Below are 23,614 nucleotides of genomic sequence, written 5' to 3'. Positions count from 1 at the left end.
GCACGCGCGCCATGTTGCACAGGTGTAGTGACAGTGGCTAGCGACATAATGTTTCGGGCTTTTGCGTAAGACCGAAACAGAATGGTCTGTAGGACGTATTACAGATATTGGCCCGCGCTCGTTAAAAACAAGGGCGGGCCAATAACCTTCATGTAGGCAATGTTTCAGACAGCTTCGAGCTTCGCGTAGCCCATCATCAGCCATTTGCTGCCTTCGGCGAAGTTCACCTGTACCCGTGCCTGGGCACCGGCGCCTTCGAAGTTGAGGATCACGCCTTCGCCGAAGATCGCATGCCTGACCTGCTGGCCCAGGCTGAATGGCGTTTCCGGAATCTCGGAACCGGCGAACATGCTGCTGGAGTTCTGCTGCTGGCCCCCGCCGAACGGACGGCTGACGCTGTTGGACAGGCGCACCTCCTGGATCAGTCCCTTCGGCACTTCACGTACGAAGCGCGACACCTTGTTGTAGGTTTCGCTGCCGTATAGGCGTCGGGTCTCGGCGTAGGTCATCACCAGGTTCTGCATGGCGCGGGTGATGCCCACATAGGCCAGGCGGCGTTCCTCTTCAAGGCGGCCGGGCTCTTCCAGGCTCATCTTGTGGGGGAACAGGCCTTCTTCCATGCCCACCAGGAACACATACGGAAACTCCAGGCCCTTAGCGCTGTGCAAGGTCATCAACTGGATGCTGTCTTCATGCTCATCGGCCTGGGTGTCACCGGCTTCCAGGGACGCATGGCCGAGGAAGGCGGCGAGCGGGGTCAGCTCTTCGTCTTCCTCGGTGTTTTCGAACGCGCGGGCGGCGCTGACCAGTTCCTCGAGGTTTTCTACCCGGGCCTGGCCTTTCTCGCCTTTTTCCGCTTCGTGATAAGCAATCAGCCCGGATTGCTCGATCACCGTCTGGGTCATCAGGTGCAGGGGCATTTCCGAACACTTGGCCGCGAGGTTCTCGATCAACTCGACAAACACCCCCAGCGCCCCGGCAGCACGGCCGGTCAGGCCTTTATTGGCGATCAGCAGGCGCATGGACTCCCACATCGACACATCGGCATGGCGCGCGTGGTCGCGAATCGCCTCGACGGTTTTCTCGCCGATGCCACGGGCCGGGATATTGATCACCCGCTCCAGTGCCGCGTCGTTGCCACGGCCTTCGAGCAAACGCAGGTAAGCCATGGCGTTCTTGATTTCCGCACGCTCGAAGAAGCGCTGGCCGCCATAAATGCGGTACGGGATGCGCTCGCGCAGCAAGGCTTCTTCCAGCACCCGCGATTGGGCATTGGAACGGTACAGAATCGCGATATCGCTACGGGCAAGGCCGGTTTTCAGCGCGCTTTCGATGGTTTCCACCACGTAGCGCGCTTCATCGTGCTCGTTGAACGCGGCATACAGGTTGATCGCCTCGCCTTCGCCGCCGTCGGTCCACAGCTCTTTGCCCAGGCGCCCGGTGTTGTTGGCGATCAAGGCGTTGGCGGCCTTGAGGATGCCGGCGGTGGAGCGGTAGTTCTGCTCCAGGCGGATGGTGACCGCGTCCGGGAAGTCCTCGGAATACTGGTAGATGTTCTCAATTTTCGCGCCACGCCAGCCGTAGATCGACTGGTCGTCGTCGCCCACCACCATCAGGCTGTCGCCGCCCTTGGCCAGCAGGCGCAACCAGGCGTACTGCACGGCGTTGGTGTCCTGGAACTCGTCCACCAGAATGTGACGGAAGCGTTTCTGGTAATGGGCCAGCAAACCCGGATTGTCGCGCCACAGGTCGAGGGCGCGCAGCAGCAGCTCGGAGAAGTCGATGACGCCGGCGCGGGCGCAGGCCGCCTCGTAGGCTTCATAAATGCTGCGCATGGTGGCCAGGAACAAATCGCCGCTGGCCTGGATGTGCTGCGGGCGCAGGCCTTCGTCTTTCTGGCCGTTGATAAACCACTGGGCCTGGCGTGCCGGCCAGCGCTGCTCGTCGAGACCCAGCTCGCGGATCACGCGCTTGACCAGGCGTTGCTGGTCATCGCTGTCGAGGATCTGGAAGGTCTGGGCCAGGCCCGCTTCCTGCCAGTGTGCCCGCAACAGACGGTGCGCCAGGCCGTGGAAGGTGCCCACCCACATGCCGGCCGGGCTGATGCCCATCAACTGCTCAATGCGATGGCGCATCTCGGCAGCGGCCTTGTTGGTGAAGGTCACCGACAGGATGGAATGCGGGGACGCGTTCTCGACCTGGATCAACCAGGCGATACGGTGCACCAGCACTCGGGTTTTACCGGAGCCAGCACCGGCCAGGACCAACTGACGGCCAACGGGGGCCGCTACGGCCTGGCGTTGGGCATCGTTGAGGGAGTTCAGCAAAAGAGAGAGATCATCGCGCATCGACGCATTCTATGGGCCTAAGGGGGCTCGGGCAAATCCCAATGCCGGGTGGTCGATGCAAAACCTCCCGCGTGATCTCGCAGGGGCAAACATTCCGGCAAGGCTGATGACCGGTAAGTCATGGGCCACAGCCCGCGCAGTGCCTCGCCCGAGGGGTCTGGCACCAAGGTTTGCGGCTGATCACAGGATGATTTTTATGATCTGGAGCAGTTTGGCCGAAGCGCTTGCTTGTGTATGCTCCGTCGACGTTTCGGGCTCACCATTATAAGAACACTGCCTATGACTCTCAGTACCGACCTGCTTGGCCCATCGGCGGCGCCCGCGCAGGTTATCCGTAAACATTACGCCACCGAGATGGCGGTCGAGCGCACACGCCTGCTCTATCAGGGCTCGTTGCTGCCCACCTTATTAATGCTGGTCAACGGCCTTGTCTGCGCCTGGCTGCTGTGGAACCCCAAGCAATACCTGCTCGACAGCATCTGGCTGGTGTGGCTGCTGGCCCTGGTGGCCATGCGCGTGATCCAGGTGGCGGCCTTTGATTCGGCCATGCCCAGCCGCCAGGCCCAACCGATCTGGCGGCGCATGTTCATGCTTGGCTCGGCGGTCAGTGGCCTGACCCTGGCCACCGCTGCCATTGCCCTGGTGCCGGTGGACAGCTTTATCCAACAGGCCTGGGTGTTCGGCCTGATCGGGGCCGCGACGCTGTCAGCCAGTGTCGCCTACGCCGTGAGCCTGCCGGCGTTCCTGTCTTTTGCCTTGCCGTGCCTGGTGCCGGCCATTGCCTATCTGTTCTGGAATGGGGCGCCGCAGCAACAGGGTTGGGGTGTGCTCGGCCTGATCCTGCTGGCCTCCCTGAGCGTGGTGGCGTGGCAGGTCAACCGCCTGATCCAGCGCGGGCTGTTGCGGCGCTTCCAGAACCAGGCATTGATCGAGCATCTGCAGCAGGCACAGCAGCGCAGCGAGCAACTGAATCAGGATCTGGTGCGCGAAGTCGAGCAGCGGCGTCAGGTCGAGCAGGAGTTGCGTGAGGCGCAAATCGGCCTGCAGGACCGCGTGGCGCAACGCAGCCAGGAACTGGACGCCGCCAGCCTGGCCCTGAATAAAAGCGAGGCGCGCCTGGCCATGGCCCTGCAAGCCAGTGAGCTGGGCCTGTGGGACTGGAACCTGCAAACCGATGAGGTTCACCACACCCAGCTCAAAGAGCTGTTCGGCCTCGAGCCCGAGTACGTCACGGCCATGCTCGGCCACCTCAAGCCGCGCCTGCATCCCGACGACCTGCCGCTGCTCAAGCGGGCACTGGTGGAGCACCTCAAGGGGCGCACTGAGGATTACCAGGTGGAATACCGCGTGCGCCATGGGGATGGCCACTGGGTGTGGATCGAAGACCGCGGTCGCGCCGTGGAGCGTGCACCCAGTGGGCGAGTGATTCGAATGCTCGGCACCCGCCGCGACATCAGCGCCGGCAAAGCCCTGGAAGAGCAGCAGCGGTTGGCCTCGACCGTATTCGAGGCAGCCAGCGAAGGCATCGTGATCCTTGACCCGGACTACGCGCTGATCGCGGTCAACCAGGCTTTCAGTCGCGTCACCGGCTTTGACATTGATGACATGCTCGGCCGCAACGTCGTGGAGCTGCCCAGCAGCCGCGATGCCCGGCGCCACTTCCCGGTCATCCGCCAAGCCTTGCTCAACCATGGCACCTGGCAGGGTGAGCTGGTGGAAACACGCAAGAACGGCGAGTTGTACCCGCAGTGGCTGCAACTGAATGTGGTGCGTGATGTTCGGGGAAAGATCAGCCATATCGTGGGCTTCTTCGCCGATCTGTCAGCGCGGCGCGAATCCGAGGAGCGCATGCGCTACCTCACCCACTACGATGAGTTGACCGGCCTGGCCAACCGCTCGCTGTTCCGCGAACGGCTGCGCGAGGCCCATCAGCGTGTACGCCAGGGCGGGCGAAGCCTGGCGTTGCTGCATATCAACCTCGACCGCTTCAAGTTGCTCAATGACAGCCTGGGCCATGAAGTGGCCGACCAGTTGCTGCAAAAGATGGCCCGTCGCTTGATCAATGCCTTGCCCGAGGCCGACACCATCGCGCGTTTGTCCGGCGATGAATTCGCCGTGCTGTTCGACGCCTACGGCAACCTGTCGAGCCTGGCACGGGTGGCCACGCGGCTGCTGGCCAAGCTGCGGGTGCCGGTGACGGTAGAAGGGCATGAGTTGGTGGTGAGTGCGTCGATGGGCATCAGCCTGTTGCCGGATAACGCGCGGGAAATTTCTGCGCTGGTCAGTCAATCGAACATGGCCATGCAGCACGCCAAGCACCTGGGCGGCAATAACTTCCAGTTCTACACCGACAGCCTGCAAGCCAGCACCCTGGAGCGTTTGCAGCTGGAAAACCATCTGCGCAAAGCCATCGATGAGCGCCAGCTCACGGTGTTCTACCAACCGAAACTGTGCCTGGCCACCGGCAAGCTTGACGCTGCCGAAGCGCTGATCCGCTGGGAGCACCCGCAATGGGGCATGGTGCCGCCAGGCGACTTTATCGGCCTGGCCGAAGAAACGGGCCTGATCGTACCGCTGGGCGAATTCGTGCTGCGCCAGGCGTGCTGGCAGGCCTGTGAGTGGCAGCGCCAGGGGCTGGCACCGATCCGCGTGTCGGTGAATCTCTCGGTGCACCAGTTGCGCCAGGGCAAGCTGGTCAGCCTGGTGCGCCAGGTATTGGAAGAGACCGGCCTGGACCCGCAATACCTCGAACTGGAACTGACCGAGAGCCAGTTGCTCGACAGTGTTGAACACATCATTGCGACCTTCCAGCAACTGCGCGACCTGGGCGTGAAGCTGGCGATCGACGACTTTGGCACCGGCTATTCATCCCTCAGTTACCTCAAGCGTATCCCAGTGGACTACGTGAAGATCGACCAGACCTTTATCCGCGGCCTCGGTCAGGGGCGGGAAGACGCCGCCATTACCCGAGCGATCATTGCGATGGCTCACGGTCTGGCGCTCAAGGTGGTGGCCGAAGGTGTGGAAGATCAGCAGCAGCTGGATTTCCTGCGTACAGAACGATGCGATGAGGTGCAGGGCTACCTGATCAGTCGGCCGATGGAGGCCGAAGGGCTGGCAGATTTGTTACGCAACAATGCAGATTTTCCCTGAAGACAGTCCGCACGCCCATATGGCTACAAGGCAGCTGCCCGCTGATTCAAAGGGCATCAGGGCGATTTAGTGATGCATCGGGCGGGCAAAACGGCAATTCTTGTAGTATAACTACAAGCTTGCTACATCCCTGGCCCTGCCAATAACAAGAGTCCTGCCCTTTGAACCTGTTGCAACATATCGCCCAGTCGCGCCACCTGTTACGCAAATCGGAACTCAAGGTTGCCGATCACGTGCTGCTTGACCCTGCGGCCGTGATGCACAGTTCCATGGCCGACCTTGCCCACAGCGTGGGCATCAGCGAGCCGACCATCGTGCGTTTCTGCCGCGCCATCGGTTGCTCCGGGTTCCAGGACTTGAAGCTCAAGCTGGCCCAGAGCCTGGCCGCCGGCGCGAGCTTCGGCCAGTTTGCGATCCACGAAGACGATTCCGTCGCCGACTACAGCCTGAAAATCTTCGACACCACCCTGCACACGCTGATGGAGGTGCGCGAGAAGCTTGACCCGGTGGAGTTGCAAAAGGCAGTGACCGCCATGTCCCAGGCCCAGCGCGTCGAGTTCTACGGGTTCGGTGCTTCCGGTGCCGTGGCGGCCGATGCCCAGCACAAGTTCTTCCGCCTGCTGCTCACCGCCGCGGCCTACAGCGACCCGCACATGCAGGCGATGTCGGCGGTGACCTTGAAGCCGACCGACGTGGCGATCTGCATTTCCCAGTCGGGCCGCTCCAAAGACCTGCTGATCACGGCCAACCTGGTGCGTGAAAGCGGCGCGACACTGATTACCTTGTGCCCGAGCCAGACGCCGTTGGCGGAGCTGTCCACGGTCAACCTGGCGATCGATGTGCACGAAGACACCGAGATCTACACCCCGCTGACGTCGCGTATCGCGCACCTGGTGGTGATCGACGTGCTGGCCATGGGCGTGGCCATGGCGCGGGGCCCGAGCCTGGTCAACCACCTCAAGAGCGTGAAGCGCAGCTTGCGCAGCCTGCGGTTGTCGCCCAAGTCCGTCAAAGCCCTCGACGACTGATCCAGGGCCATACACGCTCAAAATGTGGGAGGGGGCTTGCTCCCGATAGCGGTGGGTCAGTCAAAGAGAAATCGGCTGATGTACCGTAATCGGGAGCAAGCCCCTTCCCACATTTGGTTTGTCTACCTATCCGGAAGATTCATCGTCCTGTAACCCCGGCGCCGTTAAACCGTCATCGCTACAACCCATCCTGTACTCCCCGTACTCGCATTGGGAGACTCCAAATGGCCCGGCCCTACGAAGACAGCAACAGCTCCGTCAAGACCCGTCGTCAACAGGAAGACCAGCGCCGCATGGCGTTCCGTCGCGCAATCGAAGACCGCTGCGACCAGCGCCAGCTGCAGCAGAGCATCAGTGACTACCCGGAACTCCACTGGCAGGCACCCGCGGCTGCCCAGCGAAACGTTCAGCCAACGCGCTGATCTGCACCCGTTCGCTGCGGATAAAGCCCAGGAACGCATGGGCCACCGGTGACAGGCGCTTGGCCTTGGCCTGTACCAGGCACCAGCTGCGGTACAGCGGCAGTTCTTCCACCGGCAGCTCCTTGAGCCCGCCGGTGGCCAGTTCCATATTGACCGCATGGCGCGTCAGCAAGGCCACGCCCAGCCCGGCGCATACGCATTCACGTTGCGCCTCGGCCGAGGCCACTTCCACCGTCTGGGTGAAGTGCACGCGTTTCTCCTTGAAATACTCCTCGCAGGCCAGTCGCGTGCCGGAGCCCGGTTCGCGCAGCAATAGCGTGTAGGGTTCCAGGTCCTGCAAACGCAACGGCCCTTGCAGGCTCAAAGGATGATCGGGTGGCGCCACGGCCACGATCGGGTTGTTGAGGAACGGCAGGAATTCCAGGCCCATGTCCTGGGGCACCATGGACATGATCACCAGGTCGTCACGGTTGTCGGAGAGGCGGCGGATCACCTGGGCGCGGTTGACCACCGTCAAGTGCAGTTGCACCTCGGGATGCTGGCGTTTGAACGCCGCAAACAGGTGCGGCACGAAGTACTTGGCGCTGGATTCAATCGCGAGCTTCAGCTGGCCCTGCAACGAACCCTGCATGTCCGACAACTGCATATCGAGGTTTTCCAGGCGCCCGAAAATATCCCGGCTGGCCCGTTGCAGGGCTTCGGCCGCCTCCGTCATGTAGAGCTTTTTGCCGACATAATCGAACAGCGGCTGGCCGACCAGCTCTTCCAGCTGGCGAATTTGCAGGCTCACGGCCGGTTGGGTGAGAGACATTTCCTCGGCCGCGCGGCTGTAGGAACGCAAATCGCACACCTCATTGAAGATCTGCAATTGACGCAATGTCATACGCATCAATGACTTACGCATTAATCAAATCCTCTCGCTCCAGGTCGACCGGCCAACTATAAGTCTTTACTTATGAGCGACCCAATAATTATTGATTTTTGTTAATCCCTCCACGGGCTTAGTGTGTGGCTGCGACTGGCTTGAAACATTTAGTCACGCGCCGACCCGGCTCCAGCGGGTCGAAGAACGCAGCAATCGGCTCAAGGGAATTTCCAAGTGATAAAAAAGATCCTGATCGCCAACCGTGGTGAAATTGCCGTACGAATCGTGCGTGCCTGCGCCGAGATGGGCATTCGCTCGGTCGCGGTTTACTCGGACGCCGACCGCCATGCGTTGCACGTCAAGCGTGCCGACGAAGCCCACAGCATTGGTGCCGAGCCGCTGGCCGGCTACCTGAACCCGCGCAAGCTGGTGAACCTGGCGGTGGAAACCGGTTGCGATGCGCTGCACCCCGGCTACGGCTTCCTGTCGGAAAACGCCGAGTTGGCAGACATCTGCGCCGAACGTGGAATCAAATTCATCGGCCCTTCGGCTGAAGTGATTCGCCGCATGGGCGACAAGACCGAAGCCCGCCGCAGCATGATCAAGGCCGGTGTGCCGGTCACGCCCGGCACCGAAGGCAACGTCGCCGACATCACCGAGGCCCTCACCGAAGGCGACCGCATTGGTTACCCGGTGATGCTCAAGGCCACCTCCGGTGGTGGCGGTCGCGGTATCCGCCGTTGCAACAGCCGCGAAGAACTCGAACAAGCCTTCCCCCGCGTGATCTCCGAAGCTACCAAGGCGTTCGGTTCGGCGGAAGTGTTCCTGGAAAAATGCATCGTCAATCCCAAGCACATCGAGGCGCAGATCCTCGGTGACAGCTTCGGCAACGTGGTGCATCTGTTCGAGCGCGACTGTTCGATCCAGCGCCGTAACCAGAAGCTCATCGAAATCGCCCCGAGCCCGCAGCTCACCCCGGAACAGCGTGCCTACATCGGCGACCTTTCGGTGCGTGCGGCCAAGGCCGTGGGCTACGAGAACGCCGGCACCGTGGAGTTCCTGCTCGCCGAGGGCGAGGTGTACTTCATGGAGATGAACACCCGGGTGCAGGTGGAACACACCATCACCGAAGAAATCACCGGGATCGACATTGTCCGCGAGCAGATCCGCATCGCCTCGGGCCTGCCGTTGTCGGTGAAACAGGAAGACATCCAGCACCGTGGCTTTGCGTTGCAGTTCCGCATCAACGCCGAAGACCCGAAGAACAACTTCCTCCCAAGCTTCGGCAAGATCACCCGTTACTACGCGCCCGGCGGCCCCGGCGTGCGTACCGACACGGCGATCTACACCGGCTACACCATCCCGCCGTTCTACGACTCCATGTGCCTGAAGCTGGTGGTCTGGGCGTTGACCTGGGAAGAAGCCATGGACCGCGGCCTGCGTGCCCTGGACGACATGCGCCTGCAAGGCGTGAAGACCACGGCCGCCTATTACCAGGAAATCCTGCGTAACCCGGAATTCCGCAGCGGCCAGTTCAACACCAGTTTTGTGGAAAGCCACCCTGAGCTGACCAACTACTCGATCAAGCGCAAACCCGAAGAGCTGGCCCTGGCCATCGCCGCCGCCATCGCCGCCCACGCAGGCCTGTGAGGAACATTCCAATGACTAAAAAAATCTTCGTAACCGACACCATCCTGCGCGACGCCCACCAATCGTTGCTGGCGACCCGCATGCGCACCGACGACATGCTGCCGATCTGCGACAAGCTCGACAAAGTCGGCTACTGGTCCCTGGAAGTCTGGGGCGGCGCGACCTTCGACGCCTGCGTACGCTTCCTCAAGGAAGACCCGTGGGAGCGCCTGCGCAAACTGCGCGCCGCGTTGCCTAACACGCGCCTGCAAATGCTCCTGCGCGGCCAGAACCTGCTGGGCTACCGCCATTACAGCGACGATGTGGTCAAGGCCTTTGTAGCCAAGGCCGCGGTGAATGGCATCGATGTGTTCCGCATCTTCGACGCCATGAACGACGTGCGTAACCTACGTGTGGCCATCGAAGCGGTCAAAGCCGCCGGCAAGCATGCCCAGGGCACCATCGCCTACACCACCAGCCCGGTGCACACCGTCGAGGCCTTCGTGGCCCAGGCCAAGCAGCTGGAATCCATGGGGTGCGACTCGATCGCGATCAAGGACATGGCCGGTCTGCTGACGCCTTACGCCACCGGTGAACTGGTCAAGGCGCTGAAAGCCGAGCAGAGCCTGCCGATCTTTATCCACTCCCACGACACCGCCGGTTTAGCCGCGATGTGCCAACTCAAGGCGATCGAAAACGGGGCCGACCATATCGACACCGCGATCTCCAGCTTCGCCTGGGGCACCAGCCACCCGGGCACCGAGTCTATGGTCGCCGCCCTTAAAGGCAGCGAATTCGATACCGGTCTCGACCTGGAGCTGCTGCAAGAGATCGGCCTGTACTTCTATGCCGTGCGCAAGAAGTACCACCAGTTCGAAAGCGAATTCACCGCCGTCGACACCCGTGTGCAAGTCAACCAGGTGCCGGGTGGCATGATTTCCAACCTGGCCAACCAGTTGAAAGAGCAGGGCGCTCTGAACCGCATGAGCGAAGTGCTGGCTGAAATTCCACGGGTGCGTGAAGACCTCGGCTTCCCGCCGCTGGTGACCCCGACTTCGCAGATCGTCGGCACCCAGGCGTTCTTCAACGTGCTGGCCGGTGAGCGCTACAAGACCATCACCAACGAAGTGAAGTTGTACCTGCAAGGCGGCTACGGCAAGGCGCCGGGCACGGTGAACGAGAAGTTGCGTCGCCAGGCCATCGGCAGCGAAGATGTGATCGACGTGCGCCCAGCCGACCTGCTCAAGCCGGAGATGACCAAGCTGCGCGGCGAAATCGGCGCCTTGGCCAAGTCCGAAGAAGACGTGCTGACCTACGCCATGTTCCCGGACATCGGGCGCAAGTTCCTCGAAGAACGCGACGCCGGCACCCTGACACCTGAGGTACTGCTGCCTATCCCTGAAGCCGGCGGTGTGGCCCGTGCCGGTGGTGAAGGCGTGCCGACCGAGTTCGTCATCGACGTGCACGGCGAAAGCTACCGCGTGGACATCACCGGTGTCGGTGTGAAAGCCGAAGGCAAGCGCCATTTCTACCTGTCCATCGACGGCATGCCGGAAGAAGTGGTGTTCGAACCGCTCAACGAATTCGTCGGCGGTGGCAGCAGCAAGCGCAAGCAGGCCAGCGAGCCGGGGCATGTCAGCACGGCGATGCCGGGCAATATCGTCGATGTGCTGGTCAAGGAAGGCGACGTGGTCAAGGCCGGTCAGGCCGTGCTGATCACCGAAGCGATGAAAATGGAAACCGAAGTTCAGGCTGCGATTGCCGGCAAGGTGACCGCCGTTCATGTGGCCAAGGGCGACCGGGTGAACCCTGGCGAAATCCTGATTGAAATCGAAGGCTGATCCAGCCTTCGACACGACCGTTTAATCCTCGGGGGGCAGGTGCTCCCCTTTTTTTTGCCTGATGATCAGGCTACCTCATGGCTCAGAACGCTATCGCCCACTGGCCCATCACCCCTTGATTGCGGCTGTGGCTACCGAACTCGGCGGAATAGGTCAGGCCCACGCTGTGTGTGTCCGACAGCGCCATGTCCAGGCCGGTACGCAGCGCCAGGCTGTTACGGTCCAGTGAGGTGCCGCCGATGGTGAACGAGCTGTCGAAGTCCTCGCGTTTTTCCCAGGCGAAGGACTGGCGCACACGGCTGCCGACGTCGCCATACAGATGTTTCCAGCTGGTGCTCAGGTGCGGTTTGAGCGTCATTTGGTTGCCCAATGCAACGTCGCGGGTCACGCGTAGACCGAAGGTACTGCTGAGGTTTTGCTGGGTCTGTGCACCGACATCCAATGCGCTATAGCCACCTTTCTCCACAAAGCGATCGCGCTGATAACGTTGGAAACCCAGTGCGGCAAAGGGCTCGGCGCGTAAGCCACCGGTGTGGAACTGATAGCCCAGTTCGGCGAAAGCATTTTGGCTGCGCGCTGTGTACTTGCCCGTGAGGTGTTCGCGGTAATTGATGAAGTCGAAATCGACATTGCGTTGGTTTTGCCCGCTATGCCTGCTGTAGAGCGCGCCCAGGCGCAGTGCCAGCGGCCCGTCCTGGCGCACCGCATAAGCGCCCAGATGCCAGCTGTCCAGTTCGCCTTTGAAACGTTTGGCGCTCAGGTCACTGCCCGACTTTCCGCCCACTACGCCGAGCCGCCACGCGTTGTCGGCCGACCAGTCGGCGCCCAGCAGCAAGCCTTGGCTGCGTTGCTTCAAACCAACGCTTGCGTGTTGAGCATCCAGCGTGCCGGCGCCGCCCAAGGCTTGGAGCCATACACGGCTGCCCTCATCGGTGTCGTTATCCAGCTGACGTATTGCCGACAGCAGGCTGGCGTTCAATTGTTTCATGCTGTTTTGGGTGGCGCTGCCCAGGTTGGCGTTCTGGCTACCCGCCAATTGCTCCAGCACCGCACCCAATCGCCCTGGCTCCAGGCTGCCCAGGTACTCGCCGTATTGCTCAAGTCGGTATTTTTCCCACTCGTTCAGTTCGTCCGACGCCAGCAGGTCATCCACTGCGGCGTCGAGCACACGGGCGACGCTCAGGCCATTGCGGCTGGTGGCATGGTCAGCGAAGTAGAAGTCATCGGGCGCGGGCAGGGCCGGTTCATAAGGGCTTTTCTCGCTGTGCTCCGCGAGCGGATCGAACCATTCGCTGTCTGGCTCCATGTCGCCCCGTGCCTGTGCGTATTGAGCACAGGTGGCCCCCAGCGCGAGGGTGATGGCGAGTACGAGTTGTTTCTGAATGAGCGGCATGTAAACCCACCTCTTGATGTATGAGGCGGGGAATTTAGCGGGGCACTCGGGGGATAACTGTCAGGCCAGGCAGTGCTCGTTTGCGGGAGATGTCTCTAGCCTGATGTGGAAAAGAATGCCACAGGATTGGTGCACTAAGGTTGCGGTCGATTGTTACTTGACTGACCTCACCCTCGTTTTACATACCCTTTGCCAAAATGGCGTTCCATCCGCGCCTGGATCAGTTCCAGCCCGAGGGACATGACCCAATAGATGATTGCCGCGGTGCTCAGCATCTCAATGTAGCGATAGCTGGAGCGACCGTAGGATTGCGCCAGGAACATCACTTCCCACACGCCCATCACCGAGATCAGCGACGAGTCCTTGAGCATGGAGATGAACTGGTTGGTCGCCGGCGGGACGATGGTGCGCATGGCCTGGGGCAGGGTGACGTGCCAGAAGATCGCACTGTCGCGCATACCCAGAGCCAATGCGGCTTCCCGTTGCCCATGAGGGACGCCCAGGATGCCGGCGCGGAAGATCTCGCTCAGGTACGCGCCGTAGTTCAGCGACAGCGCGATGATCCCCGCGACGATGGCGCCCGGCACCAAGCCCAGCTGTGGCAGGCCCAGATAGATCAGCAGGATCTGGATCAGCAACGGCGTGCCACGGAAAAACGACGCGTAGAAGCTGGCGATACCAAAGGCCACGGCACTTTTGGACAGGCGCCCGAGCGCGGTGATAAAGCCCAGCACCGACGAGGCGGCAATCGCACACAGGCACAGGAACAGCGTCAGCGCTGCGCCTTGCAGGAAGCCATTGGGTGCCAGGTGCAGGCCGACCAGGTTGGGCAGCTTGTCGAGAATGATCGAGAACTTCAGGTCAAAGCTCAGGAAGAAACTGGCAAACAGGGCGAACAGCGCCGCCCAGGTCAGGTAAAGCCGCGTGCGAAAGCCCAGCAGGGCGCGCGCAGGTTTTGGGGGAACACTCATTGGCTGATATCGGCACCGATCCATTTTTGCGACAGTTTGCTCAGGGTGCCGTCCTGTTTCAACTGGGCAAACACCTCACGCACCTTGGCGTCCCACTGGGCGTCACCTTTTTCGATGGCCACCGAGTTGGGTTCGGCGTACAGCGCTGCGCCGGCGAGTTTGAAGCGTTTGTCCTGGTCCAGGCGCGGCTGGGCGGTGACCAGGTTGGTGAGGATTGCATCCAGGCGTACACCGGCGCCCAGGCCAAGGTCCTGGAAGGCGACGTTATCGGTGTCGTACGGGGCGATCTGCACGTTCTCGAACGGGTACTGCAACTGGGTGTCCTCGGCGCCTTCGATCACCAGGTTCTTGTTCAGGTAGCTCTCGTAGCTGGAGGCGCTGGTGAGGCCGACTTTCTTGCCGCTCAGGTCCTTGGCGCCGTGGATGCTGTCATCCTTGGCATTGACCACGATCACGGCAGGGGAGGCGTAATACTCCACCGGGAAGTCGAAGACTTCGGCGCGGGCCTTGCTCGGGGTCATGGAGCAAATGCAGATGTCATAGCGCCCGCTCCAGCGGCCGGCGGCGATCACGTCCCACGACGGCGTTTCCAGGCGCAGTTTCACACCGAGCTTTTGCGCGACAGCCTTGGCCACATCGACATCGAAGCCGTCGAGCTGGTTTTGCTCGTTGAGGAACGAGAACGGCGGGTAGCTTTCCATCAGCACGCCCACCAGTTCCTTTTTCTTCTCAACCCGGTCAAGGGTCGTGCCGCCAAAGGCTTGGGTGGAGGCAGCCAGTATCGTCAGGCCCAAGGCCAATAGCGGTTTAAGTTTCAAAATGGGCACCTGAATAAAAAAGAGTTGTTATGAACCGAATTGAACGTATTAAATAGTTATAAGAACGACTCTCATAGTGAGTTATTTTCATAAGCTTATGAGTAAAAAGCATATGGCCGCAGGGAACACAGTAATTCTGGATGGCGGCATGGGCCGTGAACTGCAACGCCGCGGTGCGCCGTTCCGGCAGCCGGAGTGGTCGGCGCTGGCATTGAGCGAAGCACCGCAAGCGGTGGAGGCGGTGCATGCGGCCTATATCGACAGTGGTGCCAATGTGATCACCAGCAACAGCTATGCGGTGGTGCCGTTCCATATCGGCGAGGCGCGCTTTGCTGCCGAAGGCCAGGCCCTGGCGGCGCTGGCGGGTGAATTGGCCAGACGGGCGGTGCAGGCTTCGGGCAAGGCCGTGCGTGTGGCCGGCTCGTTGCCGCCGCTGTTTGGTTCGTATCGGCCTGATCTTTTCGAGCCGCAGCGCGTGTCTGAGTTGCTGACGCCACTGGTGCAGGGCCTGGCACCCCATGTCGACCTGTGGCTGGCGGAGACCCAGAGCTCAATCGTTGAAGCGCGGGCGATTCATGCGGGCCTGCCGAAGGATGGCAAGCCGTTCTGGCTGTCGTTTACCTTGAAGGACGAAGACACCGACGAAGTACCGCGCCTGCGCTCCGGCGAACCGGTGGCGGACGCGGCCGAAGCCGCCGCGCAGTTGGGCGTGCAAGTGTTGCTGTTCAATTGCAGCCAGCCGGAAGTGATCGGCGCGGCGATCGATGCCGCACGCCAAACCTTCGAACGGTTGGGCGTGGCGATTCAGATCGGCGCCTATGCCAACGCCTTCCCGCCCCAGCCCAAGGAAGCCACGGCCAACGACGGCCTGGATCCCTTGCGCGAAGATCTCAACCCACCGGGCTACCTGCAGTGGGCCGCGGACTGGCAAAAGCGCGGTGCCAGCCACTTGGGCGGGTGCTGCGGGATCGGGCCGGAGCACATTGCGGTGCTGGCCCAGAAGCTGGACTAAGCCTTAAAGCGCCTGGCGGCGACACTCCGCCAGGCCCTTCAACTGCCCGGAACCTGCCTGGTTCGCCTCCGACAACCACGCCTCAAACCCCGCACCCACCGTCGGCCATTCCGAATCCAGGATCGAATACCACGCCGTATCGCGGTTCTGCCCCTTCACCACCATATGCTGGCGGAACACCCCCTCAAAACTGAACCCCAACCGCTCCGCCGCATATTTGGAGCGGGCGTTGCCGTTGTTGCACTTCCATTCCAGGCGGCGGTAACCCTGTTCGAACGCGTATTTGGCCAAGAGGTACACCGCCTCGGTGCTTTTGGGGGAGCGCTGCATCGGCGCGCCGAAGGTGACATGGCCGATTTCGATACGGCCCTGGGCCGGGACGATGGACATCAGGCTGAGGATGCCCTGCACCTGGCCGGACGCACGGTCGACCACGCTGAAGAAATACGGGTCGCTGTTCGCCGCATGGTTGTTCAACCACGCATCAAACGCGGCGCGTTCGGCGAACGGGCCGTAAGGCAGGTAATCCCATAACTTGGGGTCGGCGCCGGGGCCTTCGAGGGCTTGCCACAGCTGGTCGGCGTGGCGGGCCGGGTCGAGTTTTTCCAGGCGGATAAAGCGCCCTTCGAGCAGTTGCGCGGTAGGCGCCGGGACGCCTTTCCAGTCGGCGAGGGAAGTGGACATGCTGCGCTCCTTAAAGACCTTTGCGAAATTGAATGAAGCCAGGGCGTTCGGCGATGCGCTCGTAGAGCTGGATCGCGGTGGCATTGGTCTCGTGGGTCAGCCAGTGCACCTTGCAACAGCCGTCGGCCTTGGCAGTGGCGTAGACGAACTCGATCAGTTTACGGCCGACACCAGTGCCGCGCTGGGCCGGGTCCACCAGCAGGTCCTGCAGGTAGCAGGAGTTTTCGATGCTCCAGTTGGAGCGATGGTAGATGAAGTTGACCATGCCCACCGCCTTGCCATCCTGCCAGGCCAGCGCGGAGTGGGTCGGCTCACGGGGATCGATCAGGCGCTGCCAGGTGCTGTGGCTGACGGCGTCCGGCAGTTCGGTGTTGTAGAACGTCAAGTACGCCTGCCACAGCGGCAGCCAGGCGGCGTGGTCGGTTGCGGTGACCTGGCGGATCTCGATCTGGCTCATTCTGAAACTCCTTGGGGAATAAAGCGCGCGAGGGTCTGGTCGCGTATATCGGCGCTGGCGGCCAGGCCGTCGCGCACGCCGGCGATGTCCGCCGCGCTGCGGTTCTGGCTGAGTTTGCGTTTGCCGATCAGGCGCTCGATCGGCAGGCTGAAGCCGACAATGGCCTTGAGCATGCCGTCAATGTAATCAGCCGGGGCATCGCTGACCTTCCACGGCTGGGCGCGATTGCCCTCGTGGCGGTCAGTGAGGGCACTGACCACGCCGAGCAGGCGCTCGGCATCGGTAAACACCTCGGCCTTGCCATAGGCATGCACCGCGATGTAATTCCAGGTGGGCACCACTTTGCCGTGCTCAGCCTTGGCCGGGTAAAACCCTGGGCTGACATAGGCCTCGGCACCGGCGAAGATCACCAGGGCTTCGCTGCCGTCTTGCAGGTCCTGCCACTGCCGATTGGCCTTGGCCAGGTGCCCGTACAGCGTGCCGTTGGGGCCTTCATCCGGGTTGAGCAGCAGCGGCAAGTGGCTGGCCTGCAGGCCTTGCTCGCCAAAGGTGACCAACTGCGCCAGGCGTGTGTGCTGGATCAGTTGCTGTATTTCGGGCAAGTCGTCGAGGGCAAAGGCGCGTGGTGTGTACATGAATATTTTCCTTGGCGAATGCCTGCATCCTAGGCAGGCTAATGGTTCGTTGTAAGAGCCATCTTCGGCCAATTTCATAGGTCCAATATGATGTCGCCCATTTCGCCGCCGCTGTCCTTCAACCCTGCCGGTATCGAGCTGGATCGACGCCAAGGCCTGACGCGCCAGCTTTATGAAGCCCTGCGTCAGCGCGTGCTGGATGGACGCCTGGCCAGCGGTACGCGTCTACCCGCCAGCCGCGACTTGGCCGCTGCGTTGTTGATTTCCCGCAACAGCGTCGTGCGTGCCTACGATCAGTTGTACGCCGAGGGGTTTGTCGAAGGCCGTGTGGGTGATGGCACCTATGTCGCCCAGTTGCCCACGGCAAAAAAACTATCCACAAAAGTATCCACAGGCTTATCAACAAGCTTATCCCCAGCCTTATCCACAAAATGGCTGGATTTGCCGCACGATCTCGACGGCGAAGTTATCCACAGGCCGGCCTTGGGGCGCGTGCACAGTCACCATTTGCCACAGCCGCCGGCGGGGCCGCCCAAGGCATTTCGCGTGGGCGTGCCAGCCTTCGATCTATTCCCTTTCGAGGTCTGGGCCAAGCTCAACGGGGCGTTCTGGCGCAAGCCGGACCTGGCGCAGCTGTGCTATGGCGACCCGGCGGGTGACAGCCGCCTGCGCGGCTTGATCGCCGCTTACCTGCGCAGCTCACGGGGCATGCAATGTACGGCTGAGCAAATAGTGATCACCAGCGGTGCACAACAGGCAATCAGCCTTTGTGCACAGCTGCTGGTAGAGCCAGGTGACGGGGTGGCGGTGGAAAACCCAGGCTATCGGGCCGCCGGTCACGCGTTCGCCTTGGCCGGTGCCAACCTGCAGGGCGTGCCGGTGGACAGCGACGGCATCGATTGCCAGGTCCTGAATACCTTGGGTGATTGCCGCCTGGCCTATGTCACGCCCTCTCACCAATACCCGCTGGGCGTGGTGATGAGCCTGGCGCGGCGCCTGGAGTTGCTGGCCTGGGCCGAGCGCACCGGCGGTTGGATCGTGGAGGACGACTATGACGGCGAATACCGCTACAGCGGCGCCCCCCTGGCGCCCCTGGCCGCGCTCGACCGCAGCGGCCGCGTGCTGTACGTCGGCACCTTCGGCAAGGTCGCATTCCCGGCCTTGCGCCTGGGCTATCTGGTGTTGCCGCCAGGCCTGGTCGATGCCTTCTCACGGCGCCGTGCGGTGGATATGCGCCACTCGGAAGTCAGTACCCAGGCGGTGATGGCCGAGTTTATGGCGGCCGGGCACTTCCAGCGGCATATCCGCCGGATGCGGCGCGCGGCATTGAGCCGGCGCAATGCCTTGCTCGCCGGGTGGCCGCGCGGTCTGCCGGGGGTGGGCGAGTTGCCCGTTATCGCCGCAGGGCTGCACATGACCGTGCGCGTGGACAGCCTGGCCCGCGAGCAACAGCTGCTTGAGCAGGCCCGTGCCGTGGGTGTCGAAGTCAATGGTTTAAGCAGTTACTGGCTGGCGCACTCCACCACTCCGGCAGACCAGCGCGCCGGCCTGGTGCTGGGGTTTGCCGCCGTACCTGAGACGGCCGTTGCCGAGGCCCTGGCAACGTTGCGCAGGGCCTGGCAGCACGATTGACGGTCAGGTCTGGAAAAACAACGAGCGGGCCAGGATCGGGCTGATTTCACTGCGATAAATCGCGATCTGGTCACGGTCGCTCAAGCCCGTGCGGTGCACAGCGCCCCCCAGTTTCTGCTGGTCGCGGGTCTTGAGGTGGCCGGCGGTGTAGTGCTCCAGCGCCGCCTGGGGAGACTCATAGTGAAAGTGCGCATACCAGAGCACCGCATGGGTCTGGTGATCACGCACCTCGTATTCGTCCAGGTAGTTTTTGCCGGGGCCCTTGAGCCGCCGCCGCGTGACCACTTTGGCGATTTTCACCAGGCCTTGGCTGTGCAGCCACTCCACCCGTGCCGCCGTGGGTGGTTGTTGTTTGGTCATGCTGATGCGAGTGCTTGTGCCCAGTTCGTATAGCCGTTGTGCGGCGTCATTGAGGCGACGGTTGAGGGCGGCGGCGGGCGGGCGGTCGCTTTCCGTGAGGTTGAGCCGGGTCAGCGCCTCTTCGATCGTGGCCACTGCGTGTTCCAGGCGTGCGGCGTACTGGTGGAACATCTCTTCGATTTCCACCGGAATACGTCCGGCTTTCTTCGCGTGGTCCAGGGTGCGCAGGGTGGCGGCGGGCTCTTCATTCAGCAGGCTCTGGGCGGCGTCGATGCTGGTGCCCAGGTCGATTACCTGGTGCTCACGGGGGCTTGAGGGTGTGCTCTGGCGTTCAACCCAGACCCCAGGGGTTTTTTCGTGAAAGGTCGCGATGAGCTTGCCCGTCACCGGGGCCTTGACGTCCACCAGGCCGCTTTCGGCTTCACGGGGCTCGCCCACCACCACCCCGTTGAAGCGTGTCTTGATGACTTTGCGCTTGGGTGTCGGGGGGGCTTTTGACGGGCCAGGCTTGGGCTCCAGGGCTTTTCGTTGCCTGATCAACAGCGCCAGCTCATGCACCGCCTGTTGATTGAATTCATCGATGCGTTGGCGCAGGTGTTCCAGGGGGTCTCGCTGCACCTGTTCCGGGTGTTCGGCGTGCAGGTCCAGCAGGCGTTGGTCGACAATTGCGAACTGGTCGACCAGGCTGTTGAGCACTTCAATACGCTCGTGCAGGTCGCTGATGCTGGTTTCCACCAGGGTCTCGATCCACGTCTGCACAGTGAGATCGGCGGTATCCACGATGTCATTGAGTTGCGCACGGGCGTCGGTGAAGGCCTCCCCGCTGCCTTCGCCAATACACAGGTAGCGGCTGAGGGTGAGTTGCATGGCCTTGAGGTCGTGCAGCTTGAAGTCGGGCAGGGCCTGCATACTGGTCTGGATGACCTTGGCACCCTCTATGCCCAGGCTTTCCAACTGGCGATAGCGCGATTGCGCATACTCCATGCGGTTGATCATATCCAGGTTCAGCTTCGCCATCGTCTGTGCGATCTCGTTACGCTGCTTGATGTCCAGGGCGGTGAGGGCTTCCATGTCTTCCACCGACACCAACAACTTGTCGCGAAAGACCGGCAAGCGTTCCGCGATGGCCGAGCGGGTCAGCAGCAGTTGTTTGTTCAGGTAGTCGATCATCGAACTCTGGTAGTTGGGTACCGAATCGATGACATTCAGCGAACGTAACTGGCGAATGGGCACGTCATAGTCGGCCAGGCGGCTGTCGACCTTGTCGAGGAACGCCTGGCGCTGGCGATCGGAGGAGGGCCCGGGCACCGGGTCTATCGCGGCGTGGGCCTGGGCGACTTCAGCTTGCCCGCGCCGTTCGTCAGCATCGAATTGGTTGAGTTTCTGCCGGAGGTCGGTGATCCGCGAAGGTACTTTGCCGCGAGCCGATTGCCGGCGATTCCTGAAACCGGCACCGCGCAGGCGCAGGCGAGTGTCGACAAACCATTGCCCGGCCAGGTTGCTCACCAGCAGCGGGCCGATGTGAGTGGGGCGGCCCGGATCGACGATCATGACATTGTCGTGCTCATCCACCGCCACCTCGAACCAGCGTGCGCCCACCGGCGCGTACCATTTATCGGCAAGCGCATAGAGATGCAGGTGCGGCCCTGTTTCCTTGACGGCTTCCCCCAGCCCGTCGGGCCTGGCCACTTTGAAGCGGTCCAGTGTGGCCCCCAGGCTTGTCGGAGAACGTTGGAGTGCGCCGCTGTTGTACAGCGGGCCTTGATGGCGAGCGGGCGGTTCGGCGTCGGGCAAGTCGGGGCGGCGCATCACGGGGATCCGGTGCTCCGGCGGCAGTCTGGTTTCAGGCGCCTGGGTCGGGGTGGCTTCCTGTTTCGGCAACGTGGCCTTGGGCGTCTTTCGTACCGGCGGATGGCGCAGGGCGACGTGCAGCACCAGAGCCATGCCCAGGTTGAGCAGCAGATCCACCTGGGCTGTCCAGGACACCTGCCCGTCAGGCTCCGGCTCCGCCTGGGCGGTCGCCTGCAGGTCGTCCATGATTTGCCAGATCCAGGCCGCGATGCCCACGGTGCGGCCCATGAATGGCAACGCCGCGCTGAAAATCAGCCAGCCGGCTTCTCGATAGCTTGCCCAGCGTTTCTGAGCGTTGGACACCGATTGCCGCGTCGCCAATTCAACCATCGCGTTGGTGTTGTCCCTGAACAGCGTCGCCAGGCTGTCGTTGCCCACCACTTCGTCGCTCAAGGCCAGGGGGCCGCTCATTTGCACCACCACGTGCGGCTCCACCAACCCGCGCACCACGGTCCACGGCGAAGGTAATGCGGCAGGGAAGACATACTGCTCGTAGTTGAAGCGTACATCTTCGGCCAGCCAGGCCAGCACCGAGTCGCGCAGGGTGCGGTGATGCTTGATGGCGTACAACAGGTTTTGCCGTGACGGGTACTGGATCAGCACCGGCTCCAGCAGTGGGCGGTACAACAGGCACGGGCCCTGGGTGTGGTCGCGGGGGCCGATCACAAACATATTCGCCACCCCATCCTGCGCCTGGCTGGTGCGCAGGGTGGGAATGAACGCCAGGCGCCGGATAACGATCTCTTGCCCCTCGACCTGCCGTTCATGGGCGTGTTCCTGCACCGCCGCAGCGATATAGCGATAACCGCGATCATCGATGCCGTGCAGGCCCTGGATCTTCCACTGCAAGGCCAGCAGTGGCAGTTGCACCCGCAAGTGCGAGGTGTAGAGAGTTTGCCGGCGCCTTGACTGAACGGGGTCGTCGAGCAAGGTGTGTTTGATCAGCGTCGGGTAACGCTCACCGATGTCGAGGGTTTCGATCACGTCCTTGAGGTAGTTGTACGTCAGCCATTGCGGCCCTTCGCCGCCGTTGTAGTGCACGCTGGGCGTACCGGTGGGCAGCCCGGTGAGGTTTTCCAGGGCCAGGTCGATCAGGTTGCGCCGGGTGATGTCACTGGTTCCGGGCAGCACGAAGGTGCCCCAGACCACCGGGCTTTCGATGCTGATCTCTATCTTGTCCAGGTTCAGGCTCGCGCCATTTGCATGGGCCTTGATCCGGTTTTGCAGTTGCTGCCTGGCGTAATCGCGGATCGGCGGGATACCGTCCTGGAAAGACTGCCCGTGGTTGTGGGTATGCAGTTCCGCCAGCTCGATCACGTAACGGCTGTAGGTCGATACGTCCAGGTCCGAGGCATTGGCAAGCCAGTCGGGAAGTTGCTCGTGGATCTGGTGGATGCTCGACAATGAGTGATCGCTCAAGTCTTCAATCACCGGCAGGATGCGCGCGACGGCCTGGCCGGTGACGGCAGCCGTGGCGGGGGCTTCAAGGTCGGCGGAGCCAATTGATCCGATGGCCTGCAATTGCAGGGCGATCAGGTTGCACGCCAGGCTGTCGAAAAAATCCCCGGTGGGTTCGTACAATCGCCATTGCACGGTTACCTCCCCGTCAGCATGAGTCAGTGCCGCGGGCAAGGCTTCGCCGAGCTTTTGCAGTGACTCGAATTTCTCGTAGCCGTTGATCAGCGAATACGTCAGGACCCGCTGGCGTTGCTCATGTACCCCGATCAGCACCGCGATATCCGACAGGCCGACGTGAGTGGAGCGGTTGTTTTTCAGGCCATCTATATCGATCAGGTAAGCGTGTGTCTGGAATGTGTCGAAGTTCCGACGCTTGGCCCGGTCCGGAAAGTGGAACAACGTCCTGGCCATGGCGCAATCGTGTTCATCCCAGCCGTCCTGCGCGGTGACGTTCCAGACTTTGCGCAGGGAATGGGAGAGCGTTTGCCAGCGTGGGCCCGCCAGGCCGTTGGAAGCGTTCCAGTAATCAAGTTGCTGCTCCTGGAAGGCGGTAAAGATCAGCGCCGCCAGCTCATTGATCAGTCGCGCAATGGCATCGATCTGCACCGGTAGGTGCACGGCGGGCTTGGCCTCGGGTTCCAGGGTGAGGAAGTGTTCGCCGTCGATATAGATCACCGGCTCGGGCGCCAGGGCCTGGTTGGCCAGCACCGAGGTCAGCGATTGCGCGGTAGCGGGTGCGGATTGGATGACATCGCCAACGATGCGCCAGCGCGGCGTGATGACCATGGCCAGGTCAGGGTCGATAGCGAGTGTCGGGTATTGCTCCATGAGGGACGAACGCAACAGGTTGGCGGCGACGTCGCGGATCGACGGGCCGACGCTCAGTTGCGTCAGCAGCTCATAGCTGCTGGGCGGGCGATTGTTGCTAAGGGGGGAATCGTTGGGCATCTGCAGCTCCTTGGCCTGGGTCGGCATGAAGAGCTGCAAGGTAATTGGCGCTGCGGCCGGGCGGTCGGTAGATAAGTCATCGTGGCCGGGAAGCACTTCCCGGCCACGT

Annotated in this window: 16 protein-coding genes; 7 read left to right on the top strand and 9 right to left on the bottom strand. The window is 62.1% G+C overall.

The window, feature by feature from the left end; all coding sequences use genetic code 11:
• Positions 1-164: 164 nt before the first annotated feature.
• Positions 165-2,348, bottom strand: coding sequence for a DNA helicase II (gene uvrD, locus NIBR502773_RS14985; protein WP_027608218.1), 2,184 nt, complete (start codon positions 2,346-2,348; stop codon positions 165-167).
• 279 nt (positions 2,349-2,627) lie between these two features.
• On the opposite strand from uvrD, the gene NIBR502773_RS14980 reads away from it, so the two are divergent.
• The 3 genes from NIBR502773_RS14980 to NIBR502773_RS30950 all read left to right on the top strand — a co-directional run bounded on the left by NIBR502773_RS14980 (position 2,628) and on the right by NIBR502773_RS30950 (position 6,951).
• Complete coding sequence (locus NIBR502773_RS14980) at positions 2,628-5,501, top strand: EAL domain-containing protein (protein WP_141156337.1); 2,874 nt, start codon at positions 2,628-2,630, stop codon at positions 5,499-5,501.
• A 161-nt stretch (positions 5,502-5,662) separates the two neighbouring features.
• Positions 5,663-6,529 carry a transcriptional regulator HexR gene (gene hexR, locus NIBR502773_RS14975; RefSeq protein ID WP_010168370.1) on the top strand — a complete coding sequence of 289 codons (867 nt, stop codon included), beginning with the start codon at positions 5,663-5,665 and terminating at the stop codon, positions 6,527-6,529.
• A 224-nt stretch (positions 6,530-6,753) separates the two neighbouring features.
• Positions 6,754-6,951, top strand: a complete 198-nt coding sequence (locus NIBR502773_RS30950; protein WP_074848013.1) for a PA3496 family putative envelope integrity protein — start codon at positions 6,754-6,756, stop codon at positions 6,949-6,951.
• Here NIBR502773_RS30950 and NIBR502773_RS14965 read toward each other — a convergent pair.
• Positions 6,881-7,855: a LysR family transcriptional regulator gene (locus NIBR502773_RS14965; RefSeq protein ID WP_027608220.1), complete on the bottom strand. Its 975-nt coding sequence runs from the start codon at positions 7,853-7,855 to the stop codon at positions 6,881-6,883. The two genes, NIBR502773_RS30950 and NIBR502773_RS14965, sit on opposite strands and share 71 nt — an antisense overlap.
• 195 nt (positions 7,856-8,050) lie before the next feature.
• Between NIBR502773_RS14965 and NIBR502773_RS14960 the strand changes: the two genes are divergently transcribed.
• Together NIBR502773_RS14960 and oadA are read left to right on the top strand one after the other, a co-directional pair.
• Positions 8,051-9,466, top strand: a complete 1,416-nt coding sequence (locus tag NIBR502773_RS14960; RefSeq protein ID WP_027608221.1) for an acetyl-CoA carboxylase biotin carboxylase subunit — start codon at positions 8,051-8,053, stop codon at positions 9,464-9,466.
• Positions 9,467-9,477: 11 nt separating this feature from the next.
• Positions 9,478-11,286, top strand: a complete 1,809-nt coding sequence (gene oadA, locus NIBR502773_RS14955) for a sodium-extruding oxaloacetate decarboxylase subunit alpha (protein ID WP_115485432.1) — start codon at positions 9,478-9,480, stop codon at positions 11,284-11,286.
• 82 nt (positions 11,287-11,368) lie between these two features.
• Here the strand turns inward: oadA and NIBR502773_RS14950 are convergent, their stop codons facing one another.
• The 3 genes from NIBR502773_RS14950 to NIBR502773_RS14940 all read right to left on the bottom strand — a co-directional run bounded on the left by NIBR502773_RS14950 (position 11,369) and on the right by NIBR502773_RS14940 (position 14,468).
• Positions 11,369-12,679 carry an autotransporter domain-containing protein gene (locus tag NIBR502773_RS14950; RefSeq protein WP_141156336.1) on the bottom strand — a complete coding sequence of 437 codons (1,311 nt, stop codon included), beginning with the start codon at positions 12,677-12,679 and terminating at the stop codon, positions 11,369-11,371.
• Positions 12,680-12,846: 167 nt separating this feature from the next.
• Positions 12,847-13,650 (bottom strand): amino acid ABC transporter permease, encoded by an 804-nt coding sequence (locus NIBR502773_RS14945; RefSeq protein ID WP_373682383.1) that lies wholly within the window; start codon positions 13,648-13,650, stop codon positions 12,847-12,849.
• A complete protein-coding gene (locus NIBR502773_RS14940; protein WP_141156335.1) occupies positions 13,647-14,468 on the bottom strand; it encodes an ABC transporter substrate-binding protein in 822 nt (273 codons plus the stop codon). The genes NIBR502773_RS14945 and NIBR502773_RS14940 overlap by 4 nt, the downstream gene beginning before the upstream one ends.
• 112 nt (positions 14,469-14,580) lie before the next feature.
• Here NIBR502773_RS14940 and NIBR502773_RS14935 point away from each other — a divergent pair, with 112 nt between their 5' ends.
• Positions 14,581-15,480: a homocysteine S-methyltransferase family protein gene (locus NIBR502773_RS14935; RefSeq protein WP_141156334.1), complete on the top strand. Its 900-nt coding sequence runs from the start codon at positions 14,581-14,583 to the stop codon at positions 15,478-15,480.
• A 3-nt stretch (positions 15,481-15,483) separates the two neighbouring features.
• Here NIBR502773_RS14935 and NIBR502773_RS14930 read toward each other — a convergent pair whose 3' ends face one another.
• From NIBR502773_RS14930 to NIBR502773_RS14920, 3 genes are read right to left on the bottom strand one after another with little or no spacing between them, the layout of a single operon-like run.
• Positions 15,484-16,164, bottom strand: coding sequence for a GNAT family N-acetyltransferase (locus NIBR502773_RS14930; RefSeq protein ID WP_115485436.1), 681 nt, complete (start codon positions 16,162-16,164; stop codon positions 15,484-15,486).
• A 10-nt stretch (positions 16,165-16,174) separates the two neighbouring features.
• On the bottom strand, positions 16,175-16,621 hold the full coding sequence (locus NIBR502773_RS14925) for a GNAT family N-acetyltransferase (RefSeq protein ID WP_115485437.1): 447 nt from the start codon (positions 16,619-16,621) through the stop codon (positions 16,175-16,177).
• Positions 16,618-17,256 (bottom strand): FMN-binding negative transcriptional regulator, encoded by a 639-nt coding sequence (locus NIBR502773_RS14920; RefSeq protein WP_141156333.1) that lies wholly within the window; start codon positions 17,254-17,256, stop codon positions 16,618-16,620. Before NIBR502773_RS14920 ends, NIBR502773_RS14925 begins: the two co-directional genes overlap by 4 nt.
• Before the next feature lie 90 nt (positions 17,257-17,346).
• Between NIBR502773_RS14920 and NIBR502773_RS14915 the strand changes: the two genes are divergently transcribed.
• Positions 17,347-18,888 (top strand): PLP-dependent aminotransferase family protein, encoded by a 1,542-nt coding sequence (locus tag NIBR502773_RS14915; RefSeq protein WP_065938055.1) that lies wholly within the window; start codon positions 17,347-17,349, stop codon positions 18,886-18,888.
• Between the two features lie 3 nt (positions 18,889-18,891).
• Here NIBR502773_RS14915 and NIBR502773_RS14910 read toward each other — a convergent pair whose 3' ends face one another.
• Positions 18,892-23,505, bottom strand: a complete 4,614-nt coding sequence (locus tag NIBR502773_RS14910) for a dermonecrotic toxin domain-containing protein (RefSeq protein WP_141156332.1) — start codon at positions 23,503-23,505, stop codon at positions 18,892-18,894.
• Between the last annotated feature and the right edge of the window lie 109 nt (positions 23,506-23,614).

It is taken from the genome of Pseudomonas sp. NIBRBAC000502773 (genome assembly GCF_006517195.1).
GTDB classification, from domain to species: Bacteria; Pseudomonadota; Gammaproteobacteria; order Pseudomonadales; family Pseudomonadaceae; genus Aquipseudomonas; species Aquipseudomonas marginalis.
Note: the sequence above shows the minus strand (reverse complement) of the source record. Positions and strands in the feature narration are given on the sequence as shown.